The organism is Streptomyces sp. NPDC053427 (genome assembly GCF_044544985.1).
Classification (GTDB): Bacteria; Actinomycetota; Actinomycetes; order Streptomycetales; family Streptomycetaceae; genus Streptomyces.
The window spans coordinates 175,501-193,680 of sequence record NZ_JBITYA010000008.1; the positions used below are offsets into that span (position 1 = coordinate 175,501).

The window sequence follows — 18,180 nt, forward strand, 5'->3', positions numbered from 1 at the left end:
GAGATGAGTGTCGCTGGTCAGGTGATCTATATCGCGCTGTACTGCTTTCTGATCGTGTTGATCTTCCGGCTGGTGATGGACTACGTGTTCCAGTTCGCCCGTTCATGGCAACCCGGCAAGGCGATGGTGGTCATTCTGGAGGCCACCTACACTGTCACCGATCCGCCACTCAAGCTTCTGCGGCGGGTCATTCCGCCGCTGCGTCTCGGGGGCGTGGCGCTCGACCTGTCCTTCTTCGTATTGATGATCATCGTCTACATCCTGATCACCGTCGTGAGGTCGGTGTTGTTGTGAACGATACGGTCTTGCCGATTGCCGACGACTACGTTGAGGTGAAGTAGAGATGCCGTTGACCCCCGAGGACGTGCGGAACAAGCAGTTCACGACCGTCCGCCTCCGAGAAGGCTATGACGAGGACGAGGTCGATGCCTTCCTCGACGAGGTCGAAGCCGAACTGACCCGGCTCCTGCGGGAGAACGAGGACCTGCGCGCCAAGCTGGCCGCTGCCACCCGCGCCGCCGCGCAGAACCAGCAGCAGCAGGGCCTGCGCAAGGGACCCGACCAGCAGCAGGAGCAGCAGCAGCGAGGCGGGGCACCCGTGCCCGCCGCCATATCCGGTCCGCAGCCGGTCCCGCCGCAGCAGCAGGGGATGGGTGGCCCGCCCCAACTGCCCGGTGGTGCACCGCAGCTGCCCCCAGGTCCCGGTGGCCACGGCCCGCAGGGCCCGCACGGTCCCGGTCCGATGGGCCCCAACGGTCCGATGGGTGGACCGCTCGGCGGCCCCGGCGGACCGCAGCAGCTTCAGCAGGGCGGCCAGCAGGGCGGCCCCGGCGGTGACAGCGCGGCGCGCGTGCTGTCGCTGGCGCAGCAGACCGCCGACCAGGCGATCGCGGAGGCCCGTTCCGAGGCCAACAAGATCGTCGGCGAGGCGCGCAGCCGCGCCGAGGGCCTGGAGCGGGACGCCCGCGCCAAGGCCGATGCGCTGGAGCGGGACGCGCAGGAGAAGCACCGCGTAGCGATGGGCTCGCTGGAGTCGGCCCGCGCCACGCTGGAGCGCAAGGTCGAGGACCTGCGCGGCTTCGAGCGCGAGTACCGCACCCGCCTGAAGTCGTACCTGGAGAGCCAGCTGCGTCAGCTGGAGAACCAGGCCGACGACTCGCTGGCCCCGCCGCGGACCCCGGCGCCCGCCGCTGCCTCGCTGCCGCCGTCCCCGTCGATGGCGTCGGCCGGTGCCGGCACCATGGGCGGCAACCACACCATGGGTGGCAACCACACCATGGGCGGCGGCCAGTCGATGGGCAACGGCTCCGGCGGCGGTCCGTCCTACGGCGGTCAGCAGCAGATGTCGCCGGCGATGACCCAGCCGATGGCACCGGTACGGCCGCAGGGCCCGTCCCCGATGGGGCAGGCGCCGTCGCCGATGCGCGGCTTCCTCATCGACGAGGACGACAACTGACGCCCGCCTAGCGCACAGCGTCGGCAATCAAGGGCCGGGCCCCGAGGGATTCCCTCGGGGCCCGGCCCTTTTGCGTCCCTTCTATCTGCGGCCGTGCCGCTCGGCCCACGGGGAAGCCCCCGGCACCGGAGTGTGCCGGGGGCTTCTTGGGACAGGCCGTGCCCTGCTGCGACCGTGCCCTACCGCTCGGGCCTGCCGCTCAGGGCCACCGCTCAGACCTTGCGCAGGTGGAACGTCAGCGCCAGGCTCTCGTCCGTGAAGGCGGAGCCGTAGGAACCGTCCGGCTCGCCCTGGGCGTAGTCCGTGGCCAGGACCTCGTCGGAGATCAGGGCGGCGTGGTCGGTCAGGGCCGTGCGCACCTCCTCGTCGCCGGCGCTCCAGCGCAGGGCGATCCGGTCGGCGACGTCCAGCCCGCTGTTCTTACGGGCCTCCTGGATCAGCCGGATGGCGTCGCGGGCCAGGCCCGCCCGGCGCAGCTCCGGGGTGATCTCCAGGTCGAGGGCGACCGTCGCGCCCGAGTCGGAGGCCACCGACCAGCCCTCGCGCGGCGTCTCGGTGATGATGACCTCGTCGGGGGCGAGGGTGACGGTCTCGCCGTCGACCTCGACAGACGCCCTGCCCTCGCGCAGCGCGAGCGAGAGGGCCGCGGCGTCCGCGGCGGCGACGGCCTTGGCGACCGCCTGGACGCCCTTGCCGAACCGCTTGCCCAGGGCCCGGAAGTTGGCCTTGGCGGTGGTGTCGACGAGGGAGCCGCCCACCTCGGAGAGGGAGGCCAGCGAGGAGACGTTGAGCTCCTCGGCGATCTGGGCGCGCAGGTCCTCGGAGAGGTCGGCGAAACCGGCCGCGCCGACCAGCGCGCGGGACAGCGGCTGGCGGGTCTTCACACCGGACTCGGCGCGGGTCGCCCGGCCCAGCTCGACCAGCCGGCGGACCAGCTGCATCCGGGCGGAGAGGGCCGGGTCGATGGCCGCCGTGTCGGCGACCGGCCAGGTGGTGAGGTGGACGGAGTCCGGGGCGTCCGGGGTGACCGGGACGACCAGGTCCTGCCAGACCCGCTCGGTGATGAACGGCGTCAGCGGGGCCATGAGACGGGTGACCGTCTCGATGACCTCGTGGAGCGTGCGCAGCGCGGCCGCGTCGCCCTGCCAGAAGCGGCGGCGGGAACGGCGCACGTACCAGTTGGACAGATCGTCGACGAAGGACGACAGGAGCTTGCCGGCGCGCTGGGTGTCGTACGCCTCCAGGGCCTGGGTGACGCCGTCGGTCAGGGCGTTCAGCTCGCCGAGCAGCCAGCGGTCCAGGAGCGGGCGGTCGGCCGGGGCCGGGTCGGCCGCGGACGGCGCCCAGCCGGAGGTGCGGGCGTACAGCGCCTGGAAGGCGACGGTGTTCCAGTACGTGAGGAGGGTCTTGCGGACCACTTCCTGGATGGTGGTGTGGCCCACCCGGCGGGCGGACCACGGCGAGCCGCCGGCCGCCATGAACCAGCGGACCGCGTCCGCGCCGTGCTGGTCCATCAGCGGGATCGGCTGGAGGGTGTTGCCCAGGTGCTTGGACATCTTCCGGCCGTCCTCGGCGAGGATGTGCCCCAGGCAGACGACGTTCTCGTAACTCGACTTGTCGAAGACGAGGGTGCCGACGGCCATCAGGGTGTAGAACCAGCCGCGGGTCTGGTCGATGGCCTCCGAGATGAACTGCGCCGGGTAGCGCTTCTCGAAGAGCTCCTTGTTGCGGTACGGGTAGCCCCACTGCGCGAACGGCATCGAGCCCGAGTCGTACCAGGCGTCGATGACCTCCGGGACGCGGGAGGCGGTGCCCTGGCACGTCGGGCAGGCGAAGGTGATCTCGTCGATGAACGGGCGGTGCGGGTCCAGGCCGGACTGGTCGGTGCCGGTCAGCTCGGTCAGCTCGGCGAGCGAGCCGACGCAGGTGAGGTGGTCCTCCGCGCAGCGCCAGATGGGCAGCGGGGTGCCCCAGTAGCGGTTGCGGGACAGCGCCCAGTCGATGTTGTTGTTCAGCCAGTCGCCGAACCGGCCGTGCTTGACCGACTCCGGGTACCAGTTGGTGTTCTCGTTCTCCCGGAGCAGGGCGTCCTTGATCGCGGTGGTGCGGATGTACCACGACGGCTGGGCGTAGTAGAGCAGCGCTGTGTGGCAGCGCCAGCAGTGCGGGTAGCTGTGCTCGTAGGCGACGTGCTTGAACAGCAGGCCGCGGGCGTCGAGGTCGGCGACCAGGGTCTCGTCGGCCTTCTTGAAGAAGGCGCCGCCGACCAGCGCCAGCTCCTCCTCGAAGGTGCCGTCGGGGCGGACCGGGTTGACCACCGGCAGGCCGTACGCCTTGCAGGTCTTGAGGTCGTCCTCACCGAAGGCCGGGGCCTGGTGGACCAGGCCCGTACCGTCGTCGGTGGTGACGTACTCGGCGTTGACGACGAAGTTGGCGCCCTCCAGCTCGACGAGCCCGAAGGGGCGCTCGTAGGCCCAGCGCTCCATCTCGCGGCCGGTGAAGGACTCGCCGGTGGCGCTCCAGCCCTCGCCGAGGGCCTTCTCCAGCAGCGGCTCCGCGACGACCAGCTTCTCCGTGCCGTCGGTGGCGACGACATAGGTGACGTCGGGGTGGGCGGCGACGGCGGTGTTGGAGACCAGGGTCCAGGGGGTGGTCGTCCAGATCAGCAGCGCCGCCTCGCCCGCGAGCGGGCCGGAGGTCAAGGGGAGGCGGACGAAGACCGAGGGGTCGACGACGGTCTCGTAGCCCTGCGCCAGCTCGTGGTCCGACAGGCCGGTGCCGCAGCGGGGGCACCAGGGGGCGACGCGGTGGTCCTGGACCAGCAGGCCCTTGGTGAAGATCTCCTTGAGCGACCACCACACCGACTGGATGTAGTCGGGGTCCATCGTGCGGTACGGGGACTCCAGGTCGGTCCAGTAGCCCATCCGGGTCGTGAGCTCGGCGAACGCGTCGGTGTGCCGGGTCACCGACTCGCGGCACTTGGCGTTGAACTCGGCGATGCCGTACGCCTCGATGTCCTTCTTGCCGTTGAAGCCCAGCTCCTTCTCCACGGTCAGCTCGACCGGGAGGCCGTGGCAGTCCCAGCCGGCCTTGCGGTTGACGTGGTAGCCCCGCATCGTGCGGAACCGGGGGAAGACGTCCTTGAAGACGCGCGCCTCGATGTGGTGGGCGCCGGGCATGCCGTTGGCGGTCGGCGGGCCCTCGTAGAAGACCCACTCGGGCCGTCCCTCGGACTGCTGAAGGGTACGGGCGAAGACCTTCTGCTCCTGCCAGAACTCGAGCACCGCGTGCTCGAGGGCGGGAAGGTCTACCTGGGCGGGCACCTGGCGGTACTGGGGCTGCTCACTCATCGGGGGTTTCCTCCGGCGGACACCTGCTGCGTTCTCCGTCCGGAGGGACGAGAGCCTGCGCTCCCGCGGTACCACCCTCCTTGGCGGCGCCGCTGGCACCGCCCCCTCATTAGGGGTCGCGCTGCCGGTTCTACTCGCCCAGGGCCTCACGGCCGCTTCGCGGGCTTTCTTCCGGCGGCTCCGGGGTGATCTTCACGTCGTGCACGCCCCCCGGGCTCACACCGTCCCCGGGTCGCTGCCGGCTGCGTACGACGCTACTCGTCCCATCAATGCCTCTCGCTCCGCCCAGTGTACGGGGCCGCGCCGACAGCGGCCGACCGCTTTTCGGGGCGGCGGCGGGCGGCGAGGGGCCGGGGGCCGTGGCGCGGGTGTGACCCGAATGGCCCGATGCCGGGTCGCGGAGTGTGCGGCGCGGGCAGCGGGGCACAACCGAGGCAGACCGGGCTTCCGGGCGGGGCGGCCGGGTCCGCCGGGCGGTGCGTCCCATTGCCGCACGCCCTGTGGCGATTTATCGTTCCCGTCACGATGCGCGCACAAGCTCACATATGTGAAGGGGTCGCGGCCATGGTGGCGAAAAAGACCGCCGCGCAGACGAGCTCGACGCCTGCCGATGAGGCCGATGAGGCTGTCGCGGAACAGCCGGCACCGACGAAGACCGTTCCGAAGAAGACCGCGGCGAAGAAGGCTGCCGCGAGCAGGGCCGCTGCCGAGAAGACCGCGGTGAAGGCCGAGGCGAAGAAGTCCGAGGCGAAGAAGGCGGCAACGAAGAAGACCGAGGCGAAGAAGGCGGCGGCGACGAAGACGGCCGCCAAGAAGACGACGGCCAAGAAGGCGGCCGCGAAGACGGCGGTCACCGGGACGGCGTCGAAGAAGACGGCGAAGAAGACCGCGGCCAGGAACGCCGCGGTGCCCGCGAAGAAGACGGGAGCCCACACGGTGGTGGCGAAGAAGACGGCGGCCGCTGCGGCGCATGCCGTGGAGACCGCGGTGCCCCCGGCCCGGGTGGCCGTGGCGCCCGGCGAACTCGCCGTGCGGCCCGGCGAGGATCCCTGGACCCCGGCGGAGGTCACCGAGGCGCGGGCCGACCTGATGGGCGAGGTCGGCCGGCTGCGGGACGAGATCGTCGCGTCGGAGGACGCCATCGCCGGGCTGATGCGGGACTCCGGTGACGGCGCGGGCGACGACGAGGCCGACACCGGCAGCAAGAACATCACCCGCGAGCACGAGCTGGCGCTGGCCTCCAACGCCCGCGAGATGCTGCAGCAGACCGAGCGGGCGCTCGGCAGGCTGGACGCGGGCACCTACGGCCTGTGCGAGAACTGCGGCAACGCCATCGGCAAGGCGCGGATGCAGGCCTTTCCGCGCGCGACCCTGTGTGTGGAGTGCAAGCAGAAGCAGGAGCGGCGCGTCTGACGCCGCGGTGGATCCGCCGCGGGCGGCGCCCGTTCCGCCCGCGGCCGTACGTGTGTGCCGTACGCTCGTGCTCAGCCAGGCGTGTCGCCTGGCCGCTGACTCGAACGGGCTGAGGACTCACACGTGGCAGAGGCGGAGCGCATCACCAGGACGCCGGAATCCGGGCCGGGTGCCGGAGCGGACCCCGAGGCGGACACCGGACGGGGATCCGAGACCGAGCGGGGTTCCGAAGGGGGAGCGCCGGTGGAGCCGGAGCAGAAGGCGGGCCGGGGCAAGCGGCGGATCCTCGCGCTGCTGGTGGTCGCCGCGGTCGTCTACGCGCTGGACCTGAGCAGCAAGCTCCTCGCCGTCGCGAAGCTGGAGCACCATGCGCCGGTCGAGGTCATCGGGACGCTGCTGCGGTTCACCGTGATCCGTAACCGCGGCGCCGCGTTCAGCATGGGCGAGGCCCTGACGATCTTCCTCACGATCATCGCGGCGACCGTGATCGTGGTGATCGCCCGGATCGCCCGCAAGCTCTACAGCCTGCCCTGGGCCATCGCGCTCGGCCTGCTGCTCGGCGGTGCCTTCGGCAACCTCACCGACCGGATCTTCCGCTCGCCGGGCGTCTTCAAGGGCGCGGTGGTCGACTTCATCGCCCCGGCGCACTTCGCGGTCTTCAACCTCGCCGACTCCGCGATCGTCTGCGGCGGCATCCTGATCGTGTTCCTGTCCTTCCGGGGGCTGGACCCGGACGGCACGGTGCACAAGGACTAGGCAGCCCGCAGCGGCCGGGGCGGAGGCGTCCGCGGCCGCCGGGCCGGGCACCGCGGCGGGACTGCCATACTCGTGGGGTGAGCACGATTCCCGAGATCCGCACCCTGCCCGTACCGGACGGCCTCGAGGGCGAGCGCGTCGACGCCGCGCTGGCCCGTATGTTCGGCTTTTCCCGGACGAAGGCGGCCGAGCTCGCGGCTGCCGGAAAGGTCCGGGTCGACGGCTCCGAGGTGATGAAGTCCGAGCGGGTGTCCGGCGGCGCCTGGCTGGAGGTCGAGATGCCGCAGGCCGCGCCGCCCGTGGAGATCGTCGCCGAGCCCGTCGAGGGCATGGAGATCGTGCATGACGACGACGACATCGTGGTGATCGTCAAGCCGGTCGGCGTCGCCGCGCACCCCAGCCCCGGCTGGACGGGTACGACCGTGATCGGCGGCCTGGCCGCGGCCGGCTACCGCATCTCCACCTCCGGCGCCGCCGAGCGCCAGGGCATCGTGCACCGCCTCGACGTCGGCACCTCCGGCCTGATGGTCGTCGCCAAGTCCGAGCGCGCCTACACCCTGCTCAAGCAGCAGTTCCGCGAGCGTACGGTCGACAAGCGCTACCACGCCCTGGTCCAGGGCCACCCCGACCCGATGAGCGGCACCATCGACGCCCCCATCGGCCGGCATCCGCAGCACGACTACAAGTGGGCGGTCACCGCCGAGGGCAAGCCGTCGGTCACGCACTACGACCTGATCGAGGCGTTCCGCGCGGCCAGCCTGCTGGACATCAAGCTGGAGACCGGGCGTACGCATCAGATCCGGGTGCACATGGCGGCGCACCGCCACCCCTGCGTCGGCGATCTGACGTACGGCGCGGACCCCACCCTCGCCAAGCGCCTCGGTGTCGGCCGGCAGTGGCTGCACGCGGTCCGGCTGGGCTTCGAGCACCCCTCGGACGGGCAGTGGGTCGAGTTCGAGAGCGCTTACCCGGACGATCTGCGGCACGCGCTGGACACCGTGCGGGACGAAAGCAGCTGACGCAAGCGGCCTGCACGGCGGGTGAACGAAAAGAACGTGGCAGGCTTGGGGCGAAAGTGATCACAATCGACCCCGGAGCGTAGCCACCGTGGACCAGCTGGCTCTGCTTTTCGTCCTGCTGCTCGGAGCCGTGGTCATGGTGCCGGTCGGCGACCGGCTGGGGCTGCCGTCACCGGTGCTGATGACCCTCGTGGGGGCGGTGCTGGCGCTGCTGCCGTTCGTGCCCAACGTCGAGGTACCGCCCGAGTTCATCCTGCCGCTGGTGCTGCCGCCGCTGCTCTACGCCGCCGTGCAGCGCACCTCCTGGCGGCAGTTCACCGCCAACCTCCGGCCGATCTTCCTCCTCGCGGTGGCGCTGGTCTTCGCCTCCACGGCCGCGGTCGCCGCGGTCGCCCAGGCGGTGGTGCCCGGTATGCCGGTCGCCGCCGCGGTGGTGCTGGGCGCGCTGGTCGCCCCGCCCGACCCGGTGGCCGCCACCGCCGTCGCCGGCAAGCTCGGGCTGCCCCGCCGGCTGGTCTCCATCCTGGAGGGCGAGGGGCTCTTCAACGACGTCACCGCGATCGTGCTCTACCACGTCGCCCTGGCCGCGGCGGTCGGCGGCACCTTCTCGGCGCCCGCCGCGGTCGGCTCCCTGGTGCTCTCCGCGGTGGTCGCCATAGCGGTCGGACTGGCGCTGGGCTGGGTCACCAACAAGCTGATGGGGCTGCTCGGCGACCCGACGCTGCAGATCGGGCTGACCCTGCTGGTGCCGTTCGTGGCGTACGTCCTGGCCGAGAACTTCCACGGGTCCGGGGTGCTCGCGGTGCTGACCACCGCGCTCTTCCTGGCCGAGTACGCGGTCGATGCCGACGACGTACTGGGCCGCCTCGCCGGCTACACCTTCTGGGAGGTCGTCGACACCCTCGTCACCGGCGTCGCCTTCGGGCTGATCGGACTGGAGCTGCACAACATCTTCGGTGCCGCGTCCGGGCGCTGGGGCGCGATGCTCGGCGCCGGCGCCGCGGTGGTCGCGGTGGTCGTCGCCGTACGGCTGGTGTGGCTGCTACCCGCCGCCTGGCTCGCCAAGCGGATGCACAAGCGCCGCGACTACGACGAGGACATCCCGATGAGCTGGCGGGAGACCCTCATCATGTGGTGGTCGGGGATGCGCGGGGTGGCCTCCGTGGCGCTGGCGCTGGCCATTCCGTACACCGTGGACGGCGGCGGGGCGTTCCCCGCCCGCGACGAGATCCTCTTCATCGCCTTCGCCGTGGTCCTCACCACCCTGCTCGTCCAGGGGCTGACGCTGCCCTGGCTGGTGCGCAGGCTGCGGGTGCGGGCCGACGCGGATGCGGAGGACGCGCTGGAGCGGGAGCTGGCGATCCGGGTGATCAAGGCGTCCAAGCGGCGGCTGAGGGAGATCCTGGAGGTCGAAGAGCTGCCCGAGGAGGTCAGCGACCAGCTCTCCCGCCGGGCCTACGACCTCGGCGCCCGGATCGCGCCGGACATCGTCGACGACGAGCGGCGCGAGCTGTTCGACAAGCGGACCACCCGGATGAAGAAGGTGCAGCGCATCCAGGGCGAGATGCTCTCGGCGGCCCGGCACGAGGTGCTGGCGGCCCGCAGCGAGCCGGGCGCCGACCCGGAGGTCGTGGACCGGGTACTGCGCCATTTGGACATCCGCAGCCTGCGCGGAACGCCCTGACGGCTGCTCAGCCCGCCGGCTCCGCATCGCCGTCCCGGCGCACCGCGCGCCGGCCCAGCGGCGCGGGCGCGGTGGCGATCCGTGGCAGCGCGTAGGCGTGCTCCGTCCGCAGCCACTCGATCATCCGCTCCCGCACCTGGCAGCGCACCGTCCAGATGGTGTCCGCGTCGCGGGCGGTCATCAGCGCCCGTACCACCATCGTGGACGGCGTGGTGTCGGTGACCACCAGGCTCCAGGACCGGCCGTCCCAGTCCTCGCACTCCTGGAGGATCTCGTGCAGGCGCTGACGCATCTTCTCCACCGGCGCGCTGTGGTCGAGGTGGAAGAGGACGGTGCCGGTCATCTGGGCGCCGCCGCGCGACCAGTTCTCGAACGGCTTGCCGGTGAAGTACGAGACCGGCATGGTGATCCGCCGCTCGTCCCAGGTCCGTACGGTCAGGAACGTCAGGGTGATCTCCTCGACGGTGCCCCACTCGCCGTCCACCACGACCGTGTCGCCGATGCGCACCATGTCGCCGAACGCGATCTGCAGCCCGGCGAAGAGATTGCCGAGCGTGGACTGGGCGGCGATACCGGCGACGATGCCCAGCACCCCGGCCGACGCCAGCACGGACGCACCGGCCGCACGCATCTCCGGGAAGGTCAGCAGCATCGCGGCCGCGGCGACGAGGATCACCGTGGCCGTCACCACCCGCTGGATCAGCGTCACCTGGGTGCGTACCCGCCGCACCCGCGCCGCGTCCCGCGCGCCCGCCGCATAGCGGGTGTACGACGACTCGACGACGGCCGCCGCGGCTCTGATGAGCAGCCATGCGGTGGCCGCGATCAGCACCAGGGTCAGCGCCCGGCCGACCCCCGCCCCGTGCTCCTCGACGGGCCGCAGCCCGGCCTCGCCGTACGCGCCGCGCAACAGGGCCGCGCACAGCGCCACTTGGGCCGGTCTCCGGCAGCGCCGCAGCAGCCCCCACAGGGGCGTCTCGGGGTGTGCGGCATCGATCCGGTGCAGCGTCCGGTCGGCGAGCCGGACCAGCACGAGCGTGACCACGATCGAGCCGCCGATGACGGCGAGCGGGCGCAGCACGTCCTCCGGGGACACGGGTTTCTCCTTGCAGTGGTGCCGGTCGTGCGGTGGTGCCGGTCGTGCCGGTGTGCGGTGGTGCCGGTCTCCTCGACCGTAGCTGGCACCATGGGAGAGAGCGATCCAACCCAGGGAAGTGATCTCAGTGCCCGAGCCCAGCGAGTCCGCCACCAGCGGGTCTTCGACGATTGTGCTGTTTCATTCGGTCTGCGGGGTGCGCCCCGCGGTGCAGGCCGCGGCGGACCGGCTGCGGGCCGCGGGCCACGAGGTGATCGTCCCCGACCTGTTCGACGGCCGGACCGCGGACTCGGTGCCGGACGGCATCGTCATCAAGGACGAGATCGGCAAGGAGGAGCTGCTCAAGCGGGCCGTCACGGCCGCCGCGCCCTACTCCGACCGGGGCCTGGTCTATGCCGGCTTCTCCTTCGGCGGCTCGGTCGCGCAGAACCTCGCGCTGGCCGACGAGAAGACCCGCGGGCTGCTTCTGCTGCACGGCACCTCCGACATCGCCGAGGGCGCCGTCGCCGACGATCTGCCGGTGCAGCTGCACGTCGCCGACCCGGACCCGTACGAGCCGCACGACTGGCTGAACGCCTGGTACCTCCAGATGCGCCGGGCCGGCGCGGACGTCGAGGTCTTCCGCTATGCCGGCGCCGGCCACCTCTACACCGACCCCGACCTGCCGGATTACGACGAGGAGGCGGCGGAGAGCACCTGGAGGGTGGCGCTGGGGTTCCTGGCGGGGCTGTGAGCCGGACCCCTCCGGGGGTCAGGCGATCGGCAGGTCCGCCTTCTCCATCCGCTGGGTGCCGTTGAGGGTGCGGTACGAGCGCAGCAGCGCGCTGGTCGCGTTCGGGTCGGTCTTGTCGGAGATCCCGAAGTAGTCCATCTGGGTGCGCTCGGCGCTGACGTCGAGGACGCCGTAGCCGTGCGAGTCCATGTCCAGCCACTTCACATGGCGGTTGGCGGCGCGGACCGCGGCGACGCCGACCAGCGAGACGGTGTGCGGGGCGACGTGCAGGATGTCGTCCACGTTGTCGGAGGTGACGGAGGTGACCACGAACTCCGTTGCCACCGGCGCGGTGTGCGGGTAGGTCGCCGCCTCCAGCGGCACATCGTTGGCCCAGGCCATGTGGATGTCGCCGGTCAGGAAGACGGTGTTGTCGATACCGCGGTCGCTGAGGTGGGACAGCAGCTCGTGCCGGTCGTCGGTGTAGCCGTCCCACTGGTCGGTGTTGACGGCCAGGCCCTCCTTGGGGATGCCGAGGATGTCGGCGAGCGGGCCGAGCAGATGCGCGGGTATGGAGCCGAACGCCACCTGCGAGATCATCACCGAGGTGCCGACCAGCCGCCAGGCGGTGTCCGAGCGCTCCAGCCCGGCCTTGAGCCAGTCCAGTTGGGCCCGGCCGGTGAGCGTACGGCTCGGGTCGTCGACCGCGCCGCTGCCCGGCTTGGCCTGCTCGTCGCGGAAGGACCGCAGGTCCAGCAGATGCAGATCGGCCAGGTTGCCGAAGCGCAGCCTGCGGTACGTGGTCCCCGCGATGGAGGGCCGCACCGGCATCCACTCGAAGTACGCCTGCTTGGCCGCGGCCATCCGCGCGGCCCACGGGCCCTCGGTGTCCGGGGTGTGGTTGACCGCGCCGCCCTTCCAGGCGTTGTCGGCGAACTCGTGGTCGTCCCAGATGGCGATGACCGGGTGGGTGGCGTGCATCGCCAGCGCGTCCGGGTCGGTCTTGTGGACGCCGTGCCGGATGCGGTAGTCGGCGAGCGTGAGCAGCTCGTGGGCGGGGGAGTGCGGGCGCACGACGTACGTGAAGGCCGGGTATTCGCCGGACTTGTACTCGTAGAGGTAGTCGCCCAGGTGCAGCACCGCGTCCAGGTCGGCGCGGGCGGCCAGGTGGCGGTACGGCGAGAAGTAGCCGGACTCCCAGTTGGCGCAGGAGACCACACCGAAGCGGACGTTGCCGGGCTCGGCGCCGGCCGCGGGCGCGGTACGGGTGCGGCCGACGGGGGAGTGCTGTCCGTCGACGGTGAAGCGGTAGTAGTAGCGGGTGGCCGGGCGCAGGCCGCGGACGTCCGCCTTGACGGTGTGGTCGGCGGCGGCGGTGGCGGTGACGCTGCCGTGCGCCACGAGGGTGGTGAAGTCCCGGTCCTTGGCCACCTGCCAGGTCACCTTGGTGGCCGGCCCCCGGCCGGAGCCGGGGGTTGCCTCGTCGCTCGGGGTCACCCGGGTCCACAGCAGGATGCCGTCGGGCAGCGGGTCGCCGGAGGCGATGCCGTGCCGGAAGAACCGGCGCTGGTCGGGGGAGGTCTGGGCATGCGCGGTGGCGGCGCCGGCCAGCGGCAGCAGAGCGGCGGTGGCGGCTACGGCCGTGACGGCGGAGCGGCGTGAGATGTGGTGATGATCGGTCACGGCCGCTCACCTTACTGGCCAGTAGGGAGCAACGGGAGGGCGATGACCGGGGGATTCCCAGAATTCGCCCACCCGTTCCCTCTACGGCACCGCTATGGCCCCTTTGCGGCGCTCAGTGCCCGGCCGTGGGGTCCTTCTCGCCCTTCTGGATCCCCTTGCCGCCGGCGGTGGGGTCCTTCTCGCCCTTCTGGATCCCCTTGGCCGGGCCGAACTCCTTGTCGATCATCTTCTTGAAGTTGTTCAGCGAGAGCTGGTTGTACTGCGCCTGCGTCATCTGCTGCTGCGGAATCCTGTCCATCACCAGCTTCTTGTCGCCGTGCATGAAGGTCGGCGTGCCCTTGACGCCCTTACGGCCGAACAGCGCGGTCATGTCCATCGCCCAGCGGTCGTAGGTGCCCTTCGTGACCGCGTTCTCGAACGCCTTGTTGCCCTTGAGCTCCGGCACCTCCGCGGCCACCTTGAGCAGCGCGGAGTCCTTGGCGTAGACGTCGTCGGTCTCCTCGGGGTGGTTCTTGGCGGAGTAGAGCGCGGTCTTGAACTTCAAGAACGCGTCCGGGCCGACGTTGAGGGCGGCACCCAGCGCGCTCAGCGCGTTCTTCGAACCCTCGCCGCCCGACAGGCCGTCGATGAACGAGTACATCGTGAAGCGGACCTTGAACCGGCCCTCCTTGATGTCCTTCACCAGCTCCGGGCCGGTGCTCTGCTCGAAAGCCGCACACGCCGGGCACCGGACGTCCTCGAAGACCTCCAGCGTCTCCTTGGCCTTCGGGTCGCCTATCAGGATCTCGGTGCCGTTCTTGCCCTGGGTGTGGGCCGGCTGCACGGACTTGGCCTCCGCGGCGGCTTCCCAGCCGGTGGGCGCGGTCAGCTTCATGATGCCGAAGCCGATACCGGCGGCGATCGCCAGGACGCCGACCACGGAGGCGCCCACGACGAGCTGGCGCCGCGTCTTCTCCTTCTTCTTCTGCCGCTCGCGCTCGGCGCGGATCCGTTCGCGGGCCGCCGACTTGCTGGCCTGGCTGTTGCGAGTGCTCATGGGGGGTTCCCGTTCCTCAGGAGGTGATGGCTCGTACGGACTGGTCGAGGGCGGCCGTACGAGGCGGACCGCGGCGCAGTACGCAGTGCACGAGGAGCGGGAGCGGGCGGGCCGGCGGCCGGGGATGCAGCGGGCGGATGCGGCGGCGGAGCGGGGTCGGTGCGGCCGTGGCCACCGCGGCCGCGCACCGCAGCGGGCGGAACGCGAAACCGGCGATCGCGCGCAGCAGCCCGTCCAGGGCGGCGTCCCCGCGGTGCAGCCAGGCGGCGGCCAGCAGGCCGACGGCCAGATGGGCGGCGAGCAGCAGCCAGGGGACGGCCGCCGCCGCGGGGGCTCCCCTGCCGTCCGGGCCGTGGGAGAGCGCGGCCGGCCAGGCCGACGGGACACCCAACGCACCGCTGTGGCACAGCAGTTCCACGCCGAACGAGTGCAGCGGGCCGGTGACCGGGCCGCCGGCCCGTCCGTAACAGGCGTGCTGCCCGGTGGTGAAGAGGGTGTCGGCGGCCAGTTCCAGCGGCACCAGCAGCGCGGCGGTCGCCCCGTACCCGCGCCGGCGGCCGGTCAGCGCGTACGCCGCCGCGAAGACACCGGCGCAGACCGCGGCCAGGGTGAGGGGCGGCAACGGGGCCCGGGAGAGCAGAACATGGGAGGCGGCGGACACCGTGACGCACAGCGCGGTGAACAGCGCCGCCCGTACCGCCCGAAATCCCCTCCTCTGCATGCCGGGAGTCTGCCATGAGCACGGCAGACTCCCGGGTCAAGATTTGGCATCGGCCGGATGCGTCAGTGCTTCAGCGCCTTGTCCACCATGGAGTTGAACTCCGCCACGCTGGAGGGCGCCTCAACGCCCTGGGGGCCCTTCGTGCCGATCACGGTGTCGTTGACCTTGACGGTCGGCGTGCTGGAGACGTCCTTGTGCGAGTCGAACTCGCTCGACATCTCCAGCGCCCACCGGTTGTAGGTGCCGCCCTTGACGGCCTTCTGGAAGGCCGCATTGCCCTTGAGCGCCGGGATGGTGTCGGCGACCTTGATCAGGTAGGCGTCGTCGGCGAACTTGTCCGGTCCGCGCTCGTCCGGGTGGTACTCCTTCGAGTACAGCGCGTACTTGTACTTCAGGAAGGCGTCCGGGCTGACGTTGAGGGCGGCGCCCAGCGCGCTCAGCGCGTTCTTCGAGCCGGTGCCCTGGAGGTTGCCGTCGAGGAACGTACCGAGGTGGTACGACGCCTTGTACTTGCCGTCCTCGATGTCCTTCTCGACGGTCGCGCCGGCGGTCTGCTCGAAGCCCGCGCAGCCGGGGCAGCGCGGGTCCTCGAAGAGGCTGAGGGTGTTCTTGGCGTCCGGCTTGCCGATGACGACGGTGGTGCCCTTGTTGCCGGAGGTGTTGGCGGGCTTGACGAGCTTGGCCTTCGCGGCCTTCGCCCACTCCTGGCCGTCGCCCGCGCCGTCGGCGCCGCCGCCGCCCGACTTGGCGACCGCCAGTCCTATCCCGCCGGCCACCGCCAGCACGCCGACGACCGCGCCGCCGACGACCAGCTGCCGGCGCAGCCGCTCCTTCTTCGCCTGCTGCTCACGCTCGGCGCGCAGCCGCTCACGGGCTGCCTGCTTGTTGGCCTGGCTGTTGCGATTGCTCATGACTGTTCCGCTCCGTGGAAATCCGTGGACGTGGGGTACGTGCGTGCTGTGCTGACCGAGGGCGGGCGCAGATCGCGCGGCCGGGTCTCAGACAGCGAGCGCGCAGGGCGGTCCACGGCGGACGACGCTGTGCACGAGCAGGGGGACGGCGCGGGCGGGCCGGCCGGAGCGCACGGGGGCGGGCACCGGGCGGCCCGGGGCGGCCGGTGCGCCGACGACCGCGACGGCGATCAGCAGCGGGCGGAAGGCGAAGCCGGCCACCGCGCCCAGCAGCTGCGCCAGCGCGGCCTCGCCGCGGCGCAGCCAGGCCGCGGCCAGCAGCCCGATCAGCAGGTGCGCCACGAGCAGCAGCAGCCACGGCGCGGCCACCGCGGGCGCGGCGGCGTCCTGGGACATCCGCGCCAAGGGGACGCCGACGGCGCCGCCGCCGCAGAGCAGATCCACCCCCAGCGAACGCAGCGGTCCGGTCACCGGACCGCCGCCCTCGCCGTAACAGGTGTGCTGGCCGATGCTGAAGACCGTGTCGGCGGCCAGCTCCAGGGGGAGCAGCAGCGCGGCGATCCGCCAGTAGCCGCGCTCCCGGCCGGCCAGCGCGTAGGCGAGGGCGAAGACGGCGGCGGAGAGCGCGGCGACGGTGGTCAGCGGCAGCGGCATCCGGGACAGCAGCACATGCGACGCCGAGGACAGCGTCACGCACAGCGCCGTGAAGAGCGCTGCGCGCAGTGCCCGCAGATGTGCCGCAGAAATGTCCATCGGAGCGAGTGTGCCATGGTCCGGGAGAAGCGGTGCAGAACGGGACCCGAACCCACAGGAATCTCAGAAACCTCTCAGAAACCCTCGGTGGATCCCGCGCGCACCCCCTTACAGGCCGGGAATCCGCCCGTTCCGGAACAGATCCACAAAAATCTGGTGGTCGGCGCGGGCGCGCGCCCCGTAGGAGTGCGCGAAGTCGACCAGGACCTTCGCGAAGCCGCCCTCGTCGGCCGCGATGGCCGCGTCGATGGCGCGCTCGGTGGAGAACGGCACCAGCGAGTGGCCGCTCTCGTCGTCCGCCGCGGCGTGCATGGTGGCCGTCGCCCGGCCGAGGTCGGCCACCACGGCGGAGATCTCCTCCAGGTCGTCGATGTCCGACCAGTCGAGATCGACCGCGTACGGCGAGATCTCGGCGACCAGCTGGCCCGCGCCGTCCAGCTCCGTCCAGCCCAGCCAGGGGTCGGCGTGGTCCTGGAGGGCGCGCTGGGAGATCACCGTGCGGTGGCCCTCGTGCTGGAAGTAGCCGCGGACCGCCGGGTCGGTGATGTGCCGGGAGACGGCCGGGGTCTGCGCCTGCTTCATGTAGATCACGACATCGTTCTCCAGGGCATCGCTGTTGCCCTCGAGCAGGATGTTGTACGAGGGCAGTCCGGCCGAGCCGATGCCGATGCCGCGGCGGCCCACCACGTCCTTGACGCGGTAGGAGTCGGGGCGGTCCAGGCTCGAGTCGGGCAGCGTCTCCAGATAGCCGTCGAAGGCGGCCAGCACCTTGTAGCGGGTCGCCGCGTCCAGCTCGACGCTGCCGCTGCCCGCCGAGAACCGGCGCTCGAAGTCGCGGATCTCCGTCATCGAGTCCAGCAGCCCGAAGCGGGTCAGCGAGCGGGCGTCGCGCAGCGCGTCCAGCAGCGGCCCCTCGGCGGTGTCCAGGGAGAAGGGCGGAACATCGTCGTCCTTGGCCCCGGTGGCCAGCGCGTGGATGCGCTCGCGGTAGGCGGCGGCGTAGATGCGCACCAGGTCGGTGATCTGCTCGTCGCCGAGCGCCTTGGCGTAGCCGATCAGCGCGACGGAGGCGGCGAACCGCTTGAGGTCCCAGGTGAACGGGCCGACGTAGGCCTCGTCGAAGTCGTTGACGTTGAAGATCAGCCGGCCCGTGGAGTCCATGTAGGTGCCGAAGTTCTCGGCGTGCAGATCGCCGTGGATCCACACCCGGCCGGTCCGCTCGTCGAAGTAGGGGCCGCTGTCCTTCCCGTCCTCCAGGTCCTTGTAGAACAGGCAGGCCGTGCCCCGGTAGAAGGCGAAGGCCGAGGCGGCCATCTTCCGGAACTTCACGCGGAAGGCCGCGGGGTCGGCGGCGAGCAGCTCTCCGAAGGCGGTGTCGAAGACGGCGAGGATCTCCTCGCCGCGCTGCGCGGCGTCCGGTGCCGGGGCGTGCTGGGACGACATCGCTGGGTGCCTCCTGGGGTGCGGGAGAGGGGTACGAGAGGGGTACAGGGATCCATGACGGAACCCGATCGCGAAGTGCTCGCGATTGTTCGTGACGGATCTGCCTGTGACAACGGGTGAGGCTACTCGGGAGTGCCCCGTGGCGGG

General features: G+C 71.3%; 15 protein-coding genes. 7 read left to right on the forward strand and 8 right to left on the reverse strand.

What is annotated here, in order from left to right; genetic code table 11:
• Positions 1-3: 3 nt before the first annotated feature.
• Both ACIGWZ_RS23245 and ACIGWZ_RS23250 read left to right on the forward strand, forming a co-directional pair.
• Complete coding sequence (locus ACIGWZ_RS23245) at positions 4-294, forward strand: YggT family protein (protein ID WP_362705862.1); 291 nt, start codon at positions 4-6, stop codon at positions 292-294.
• Between the two features lie 49 nt (positions 295-343).
• A complete protein-coding gene (locus tag ACIGWZ_RS23250) occupies positions 344-1,456 on the forward strand; it encodes a DivIVA domain-containing protein (RefSeq protein ID WP_400067558.1) in 1,113 nt (370 codons plus the stop codon).
• A 212-nt stretch (positions 1,457-1,668) separates the two neighbouring features.
• Here ACIGWZ_RS23250 and ileS read toward each other — a convergent pair whose 3' ends face one another.
• Positions 1,669-4,806, reverse strand: coding sequence for an isoleucine--tRNA ligase (ileS, locus tag ACIGWZ_RS23255; protein ID WP_400067560.1), 3,138 nt, complete (start codon positions 4,804-4,806; stop codon positions 1,669-1,671).
• Positions 4,807-5,370: 564 nt separating this feature from the next.
• Here ileS and ACIGWZ_RS23260 point away from each other — a divergent pair.
• From ACIGWZ_RS23260 to ACIGWZ_RS23275, 4 genes are all read left to right on the forward strand, one after another.
• Positions 5,371-6,219 (forward strand): TraR/DksA family transcriptional regulator, encoded by an 849-nt coding sequence (locus ACIGWZ_RS23260; protein WP_400067562.1) that lies wholly within the window; start codon positions 5,371-5,373, stop codon positions 6,217-6,219.
• 123 nt (positions 6,220-6,342) lie between these two features.
• Positions 6,343-6,975 (forward strand): signal peptidase II, encoded by a 633-nt coding sequence (gene lspA, locus ACIGWZ_RS23265; protein WP_400067564.1) that lies wholly within the window; start codon positions 6,343-6,345, stop codon positions 6,973-6,975.
• 77 nt (positions 6,976-7,052) lie between these two features.
• The gene (locus ACIGWZ_RS23270) at positions 7,053-7,994 is read left to right on the forward strand and encodes an RluA family pseudouridine synthase (RefSeq protein WP_400067565.1); all 942 of its coding nucleotides are present in this window, start codon (positions 7,053-7,055) and stop codon (positions 7,992-7,994) included.
• Positions 7,995-8,082: 88 nt separating this feature from the next.
• Positions 8,083-9,678 (forward strand): Na+/H+ antiporter, encoded by a 1,596-nt coding sequence (locus ACIGWZ_RS23275; protein WP_400067567.1) that lies wholly within the window; start codon positions 8,083-8,085, stop codon positions 9,676-9,678.
• 7 nt (positions 9,679-9,685) lie between these two features.
• Here ACIGWZ_RS23275 and ACIGWZ_RS23280 read toward each other — a convergent pair whose 3' ends face one another.
• The gene (locus ACIGWZ_RS23280) at positions 9,686-10,774 is read right to left on the reverse strand and encodes a mechanosensitive ion channel family protein (RefSeq protein ID WP_400067569.1); all 1,089 of its coding nucleotides are present in this window, start codon (positions 10,772-10,774) and stop codon (positions 9,686-9,688) included.
• A 127-nt stretch (positions 10,775-10,901) separates the two neighbouring features.
• Here ACIGWZ_RS23280 and ACIGWZ_RS23285 point away from each other — a divergent pair, with 127 nt between their 5' ends.
• Complete coding sequence (locus ACIGWZ_RS23285) at positions 10,902-11,507, forward strand: dienelactone hydrolase family protein (protein WP_400067571.1); 606 nt, start codon at positions 10,902-10,904, stop codon at positions 11,505-11,507.
• An 18-nt stretch (positions 11,508-11,525) separates the two neighbouring features.
• Here ACIGWZ_RS23285 and ACIGWZ_RS23290 read toward each other — a convergent pair whose 3' ends face one another.
• The 6 genes from ACIGWZ_RS23290 to ACIGWZ_RS23315 form a co-directional block, all read right to left on the reverse strand.
• A complete protein-coding gene (locus ACIGWZ_RS23290) occupies positions 11,526-13,169 on the reverse strand; it encodes an alkaline phosphatase D family protein (RefSeq protein WP_400067573.1) in 1,644 nt (547 codons plus the stop codon).
• Positions 13,170-13,281: 112 nt separating this feature from the next.
• Complete coding sequence (locus ACIGWZ_RS23295; RefSeq protein WP_400067575.1) at positions 13,282-14,205, reverse strand: thioredoxin domain-containing protein; 924 nt, start codon at positions 14,203-14,205, stop codon at positions 13,282-13,284.
• A gap of 16 nt (positions 14,206-14,221) precedes the next feature.
• Positions 14,222-14,926 carry a hypothetical protein gene (locus ACIGWZ_RS23300; protein ID WP_400067577.1) on the reverse strand — a complete coding sequence of 235 codons (705 nt, stop codon included), beginning with the start codon at positions 14,924-14,926 and terminating at the stop codon, positions 14,222-14,224.
• A gap of 62 nt (positions 14,927-14,988) precedes the next feature.
• A complete protein-coding gene (locus tag ACIGWZ_RS23305) occupies positions 14,989-15,837 on the reverse strand; it encodes a thioredoxin domain-containing protein (protein WP_400067579.1) in 849 nt (282 codons plus the stop codon).
• 87 nt (positions 15,838-15,924) lie between these two features.
• Positions 15,925-16,590, reverse strand: coding sequence for a hypothetical protein (locus ACIGWZ_RS23310; protein ID WP_400067581.1), 666 nt, complete (start codon positions 16,588-16,590; stop codon positions 15,925-15,927).
• A 108-nt stretch (positions 16,591-16,698) separates the two neighbouring features.
• Entirely contained in the window at positions 16,699-18,033 is a 1,335-nt protein-coding gene (locus ACIGWZ_RS23315) for a DUF2252 domain-containing protein (RefSeq protein ID WP_400067583.1), read from the reverse strand.
• Between the last annotated feature and the right edge of the window lie 147 nt (positions 18,034-18,180).